The sequence below is a fragment of the Gilliamella sp. wkB292 genome (assembly GCF_001690235.1).
Taxonomy (GTDB): domain Bacteria; phylum Pseudomonadota; class Gammaproteobacteria; order Enterobacterales; family Orbaceae; genus Gilliamella; species Gilliamella apicola_F.
On record NZ_LZGO01000020.1, the window covers coordinates 92,792 to 98,791 of the forward strand.

The following is a 6,000-nucleotide window of genomic DNA, read 5'->3' on the forward strand; positions in this document are numbered from 1 at the left end:
TAGCAAAATCAATAGTGAGTAAAATTTAGTTATAAAAAAACCTTACTTTGTTACAAGTAAGGCTCAGGAAGTTAACATTAACGAAAAAAAATTATGCTTCGATTGCAACTCGTAATTTTTTCATTGCATTTTTTTCGAGTTGACGAATACGTTCTGCAGAAACACTATACTTATCAGCTAAAACTTGCAAAGTTGATTTACTATCGTCGGAATCTAACCAACGTGCTTTAATAATATCCTGACTTCGTTCATCCAATTGTGATAAAGCATCATGTAATTTATCTGTTGCGTCATTTTCCCAATTATCATTTTCAATTGATTTTGAGAAATCAGAATTACTATCTTCTAGATAAAGTGCTGGAGCAACAATAGAATTATCATCGTCATCACTATCTACATCAAATGACATATCTTGAGCAGACATTCGCGATTCCATTTCAAGGACATCTTTAGGTGTTACGCCAAGTTCATCTGCCACCATATCGACTTCTGCATTATTAAACCAACCTAAACGCTGTTTATTTTTTCTTAAATTAAAAAATAATTTTCTTTGTGCTTTTGTGGTTGCGACTTTAACAATTCGCCAATTTTTAAGTACATATTCATGAATTTCAGCTTTTATCCAGTGTACAGCAAAAGAAACTAATCGAACCCCCATTTCAGGGTTAAAACGACGCACAGCTTTCATTAATCCAATATTACCTTCTTGAATTAAATCTGCTTGTGGTAAACCATACCCAGAGTAACCTCGAGCAATATGCGCAACAAAGCGCAAATGAGATAAGATTAATTGTCGTGCAGCATCAACATCATCATGATAATAAAGTTTTTCACCTAACGATTTTTCTTCTTCTGCTGTTAGCATCGGATAGGTGTTAATCATACGAAGGTATGATTCTATATTGCCTTGTGGGATTAAAGCACTTACTGGCATTTTTAAATCAGTACTCATTTAATTCCCTCCTTCATTTAAACTGATTTTGTTGCATAATTTTAAGTATGCAACAATTTAAATTCTAACTATTATATTAGACTACAAAAAAGTCAATTAGTTCACATTTTATTAAAATTTTTAACAATAAGTAACTATCTTATTTTTGTAATTAAGTAATGTACATTACTTTCAAATATTTTTTAGTCGCGATTAAGGCTGAAAGCCATCCAATAATTATTGAAAACAAGATAATTAATACACTTTCATCCCATGAAAGCCCTTCTAAAGTAAATTTTGTTCCAAAAACAGTTGAAACGTGCAAAATAATTGAATCAATTTGCCAAATGAATATTTTGGATAATATTAACGCAAGTACTGCACTGATAAACCCAATAAAAATCCCATTATACAAAAATGGTCTTAATATAAAACCTTCAGTAGCACCAATTAATTGCATCACCAAAATGGTTTGACGGCGGGAAAAGATACTTAATCTAATACTATTGCCAATAACAAGTGATACAGCAATAATCATGAAAATCGAAATTGTCCAGACTATTGATTTTACCATGTCTGTCAATGCCATTAATCGCGTAAACCAGCTATCATCAAGTTGTACATCATCAACTCCTTCTATTTTCAAGATTTGTGATTGTAATCCATGTAAAATGCTAGTTTGCTTAGCCTCTTCTTTAGGAAAAAGAATAGCAACAGCAGGTAAAGGGTTTTCATCTAAAAGATCAAGCGCTGTTGCAAAACCAGACCAAGTTTTAAATTCTTCTCGTGTATCATCTCGTGAAAGATAATCTATTTTCTCAACTTCCGGGTATGTTTTAAATTTACTGATTAATTCTTTAGTTTGTTCTGCCGTAAGTGATTTGTTGATATACACGGTTAAGTTTGGAGTTGGATACCATTGATGCGCTGCTTGATTTGCATTTTTCCACAACAAATAACTAATCGTTGGTAATGTTATTGAAATTGCAATGACAAAGATTGTCAATATTGAAGCAAAAATATGCTGACGAAAATCATTAAATACGTTATGCCATGCATAACTAATTTGTCTTTTCCATCGGGATAAAAAGCTATTTTTATTTTTTAATTTTGACTTAATAGTGTTAATGTTAGCGTTTATCATTATGTTATTCCTCTAAACGCCCTTGATTTAAATTTAGTATTCGATGATGTTTACGACGAATAAGCCCCATATTATGGGTTGCCATTAATACGGTGACGCCTGCTTGGTTAAACTCTTCAAATAGCTTTAAAATATCTTTCGAAAGTTTATCATCTAGGTTACCGGTTGGTTCATCAGCTAATAAGACGCTTGGGCGATTAACAATAGCACGCGCTATTCCCACGCGCTGTTGTTCACCACCTGATAACTGTATAGGATAGAATTTCATTTTATCTATCAAACCGACTTTATCGAGCGCGGCCGAAACACGCCTACGAATTTCTTCTATAGGTTTTCCTAAAATAATTAATGGAATAGCCACATTATCATAAACGGTATGATCCATTAATAATTGGTGATCTTGAAAAATCATCCCAATTGTGCGGCGTAAAAACGGCATATCTTGTTTTTTCAAGCTAGATACATTGATACCATTTAATAATACTTTGCCGTCGTTAGCTTTTTCTAATCCACAAATTAAACGCATCAAAGTACTTTTACCTGCACCAGAGTGACCTGTTAAAAATGCCATTTCTCCGGATAATAATGTAAAGTTTATATTTTGAAGGGCGGGCTTTCCACCTGAGTAAACTTTACTTACATGCTGGAATTGGATCATGAGTTCTCTCTATTCATCTGTTTGTTCAAACAGCGCATTAATAAAATCATCAGCAACAAAAGGTCTTAAATCTTCAATTTTTTCACCAACACCGATGTAACGGATTGGAATATTAAATTGATCAGCAATGCTAAATATAATACCACCTTTCGCAGTACCATCTAATTTAGTTAATGTCATTCCTGTTACACCAACAGCCTCATTAAATAATTTAGTTTGGCTAATGGCATTTTGGCCTGTTCCTGCATCTATTGTTAACATGATTTCATGTGGAGCAGTCTCATCTTGTTTTTTAATCACTCTAACTATTTTTTTCAATTCATCCATTAGATGTGATTTATTTTGTAAACGACCTGCTGTATCGGCAATTAAGACATCTATTTTTTTTGCCTTTGCTGCTTGTATTGCATCAAAAATAACTGAGGCAGAATCAGCATTAACATGCTGTGCAATAACGGGGATATTATTTCGCTCACCCCAAACTTGTAATTGCTCAACTGCTGCTGCACGAAAGGTATCGCCTGCGGCAAGCATGACTGATTTACCTTGTTGTTGAAATTGACGAGCTAATTTACCAATTGTCGTTGTTTTACCAACACCATTTACTCCTACCATTAAAATAACAAATGGCTTATGACTTTCAATATCAAGCGGTTGATCAACCCCGTCTAAAATAGACTTCATTTCATGCTTTAAAATTTCATGAAGTGCATCTGCATCTTTTAACTCTTTTCTTGAAGCTTGTTGTGTTAATGAGCTTATTAATTTTTGTGTAGTATCAAATCCTACATCTGCAATAATCAGTTGTTCTTCTAGTTCTTCAAATAATTCATCGTCAATTTTTTTGCCTTTGAATAAATTTAAAAAACCCGATCCAATATTTTGTTTAGTCTTGAAAAGACCTTTTTTTAAACGAGCAAAGAAACCTTCTTTTTTTTGTTCAACCATAAATAAATTGTCCCATGAGCATAACTGATAATCATTTTATCTTATTTTAGAATAAACCCCAATGTATTCAATAAATGTGAATAATATTATTGAGTTATATTATGATAAAATAATGATAATAAGTGATGATTTAGTATTTATTAATGTGATCTATTTAAGCCTAAAGATCATTTACGCTGATAGATTGCCATTCACCTAACGGCAGATGCTGAGTAAAGAGATTATAATTGCCAATTTGAACACGTATTAAACGTAAACAAGGATAACCAACCGCAGCACACATTCTTCTAACTTGACGATTTTTTCCTTCCGTAATAGTTAAACTCAACCAAGAAGTAGGAATAGCTCTACGTTCTCGAATAGGCGGAACGCGTTGCCATAGATTAGTCGGTGCTTCTAGCTTAGTCGCTATAGCTGGGGCTGTATAGAACTCTTTTAACTGAACACCTTGAGCGAGTTTGTCTATAGCTTGTTGACTTATTACCCCTTCAACTTGTACCCAATAAGTTTTTGGTAATTTAAATTTTGGTGAGCTGATTTTTGACTGCAATTTACCATCATTGGTCAGTAATAATAATCCTTCACTGTCAGTATCCAGCCGACCTGCGGGATAAAATTTGGGTAATGAAATAAAATCTTTTAATGTTTGATATTTTTCATGGGGAGAAAATTGCGTAATTACATTGTACGGTTTGTTAAAAGCAATTAATGAGCGCATTTTATTCCTATCCATTTAACTATTAACTATGTTCAATAACAATATTTTTAATAATATAGTAAATCATTATCGATTTTCTAGCACTGTTAGTCATAATTATTCAGCCGTTAAACCGTAAAAAGCAAAAAAGCCCAGCATCTCTGCTGGGCTCTCGCGCTAATTTAAAAGTCTGGCGGCACCCTACTCTCACATGGGTAATACCCACACTACCATCGGCACTACGGCGTTTCACTTCTGAGTTCGGCATGGGGTCAGGTGGGACCACCGCGCTATTACCGCCAGACATATCCTGTCTTCTCTTTATCTCAATTGACAAACATTATCACATATCTTCATCAATCGCTCAATCCGGAACAAACTGTTTTATCAATCTTTAACCATCTTTCGATGACTTCTTACTCTCAACTTCGCGTATCCAAAACAACTCCGAGTTGTAAGGTTAAGACTCTCGGTTCATTAGTATCAGTTAGCTCAATGTATCACTACACTTACACACCTGACCTATCTACGTCTTAGTCTCAAACGGACCTTACTGATTCTCATCAGGGAAAACTCATCTCGAGGCTAGTTTCGTGCTTAGATGCTTTCAGCACTTATCTATTCCGCACGTAGCTACCGGGCAATGCAATTGGCATCACAACCCGAACACCAGCGGTGCGTTCACTTCGGTCCTCTCGTACTAGAAGCAAACCCTCTCAATTTTCCTACGCCCATGGCAGATAGGGACCGAACTGTCTCACGACGTTCTAAACCCAGCTCGCGTACCACTTTAAACGGCGAACAGCCGTACCCTTGGGACCTACTTCAGCCCCAGGATGTGATGAGCCGACATCGAGGTGCCAAACACCGCCGTCGATATGAACTCTTGGGCGGTATCAGCCTGTTATCCCCGGAGTACCTTTTATCCGTTGAGCGATGGCCCTTCCATTCAGAACCACCGGATCACTATGACCTACTTTCGTACCTGCTCGAGCCGTCACTCTCGCAGTCAAGCTAGCTTTTGCCATTGCACTAACCTCCTGATGTCCGACCAGGATTAGCTAACCTTCGTGCTCCTCCGTTACTCTTTGGGAGGAGACCGCCCCAGTCAAACTACCCACCAGACAGTGTCCCTTACCTCGATTCAGAAGTATAGGTTAGAACATCAAACATTAAAGGGTGGTATTTCAAGGTCGACTCCACACACACTGGCGTGCATGCTTCTTAGTCTCCCACCTATCCTACACATTAAGGCTCAATGTTCACTGTCAAGCTATAGTAAAGGTTCACGGGGTCTTTCCGTCTTGCCACGGGTACACCGCATCTTCACGGCAATTTCAATTTCACTGAGTCTCGGGTGGAGACAGCCTGGCCATCATTACGCCATTCGTGCAGGTCGGAACTTACCCGACAAGGAATTTCGCTACCTTAGGACCGTTATAGTTACGGCCGCCGTTTACTGGGGCTTCGATCAAGAGCTTCTGCTTACGCATAACCCCATCAATTAACCTTCCAGCACCGGGCAGGCGTCACACCGTATACGTCCACTTTCGTGTTTGCACAGTGCTGTGTTTTTATTAAACAGTTGCAGCCAGCTGGTATCTTCGACTGATTTCACCTAC

The 6,000-nt window shown here is 36.9% G+C and carries 4 protein-coding genes, 2 rRNA genes and 1 pseudogene; all 7 read right to left on the minus strand.

Translation table 11 applies throughout. The features are described 5' to 3' along the window. Nucleotides 1-91 precede the first annotated feature (91 nt). On the minus strand, nucleotides 92-952 hold the full coding sequence (gene rpoH, locus A9G09_RS01885; protein WP_065633225.1) for an RNA polymerase sigma factor RpoH: 861 nt from the start codon (nucleotides 950-952) through the stop codon (nucleotides 92-94). A gap of 151 nt (nucleotides 953-1,103) precedes the next feature. Beyond that, a complete protein-coding gene (ftsX, locus tag A9G09_RS01890; protein WP_065633226.1) occupies nucleotides 1,104-2,075 on the minus strand; it encodes a permease-like cell division protein FtsX in 972 nt (323 codons plus the stop codon). Between the two features lie 4 nt (nucleotides 2,076-2,079). Then, the gene (ftsE, locus tag A9G09_RS01895; RefSeq protein WP_065633227.1) at nucleotides 2,080-2,733 is read right to left on the minus strand and encodes a cell division ATP-binding protein FtsE; all 654 of its coding nucleotides are present in this window, start codon (nucleotides 2,731-2,733) and stop codon (nucleotides 2,080-2,082) included. A 9-nt stretch (nucleotides 2,734-2,742) separates the two neighbouring features. Further along, nucleotides 2,743-3,675, minus strand: a pseudogene (gene ftsY, locus A9G09_RS01900) (signal recognition particle-docking protein FtsY); the annotation flags it as partial. Between the two features lie 166 nt (nucleotides 3,676-3,841). Continuing rightward, complete coding sequence (locus A9G09_RS01905) at nucleotides 3,842-4,399, minus strand: pseudouridine synthase (RefSeq protein WP_065633228.1); 558 nt, start codon at nucleotides 4,397-4,399, stop codon at nucleotides 3,842-3,844. Nucleotides 4,400-4,566: 167 nt separating this feature from the next. Beyond that, a 5S ribosomal RNA gene (gene rrf / locus A9G09_RS01910) occupies nucleotides 4,567-4,682 on the minus strand. A 152-nt stretch (nucleotides 4,683-4,834) separates the two neighbouring features. Continuing rightward, nucleotides 4,835-6,000 (minus strand): 23S ribosomal RNA (locus tag A9G09_RS12985); the annotation flags it as partial.

Coding starts and splice junctions, on each gene's coding strand:
- ftsX (WP_065633226.1), bottom strand. CDS start 2,075: ATGATAAACGCTAACATTAACACTATTAAGTCAAAATTAAAAAATAAA.
- A9G09_RS01905 (WP_065633228.1), bottom strand. CDS start 4,399: ATGCGCTCATTAATTGCTTTTAACAAACCGTACAATGTAATTACGCAA.
- ftsE (WP_065633227.1), bottom strand. CDS start 2,733: ATGATCCAATTCCAGCATGTAAGTAAAGTTTACTCAGGTGGAAAGCCC.
- rpoH (WP_065633225.1), bottom strand. CDS start 952: ATGAGTACTGATTTAAAAATGCCAGTAAGTGCTTTAATCCCACAAGGC.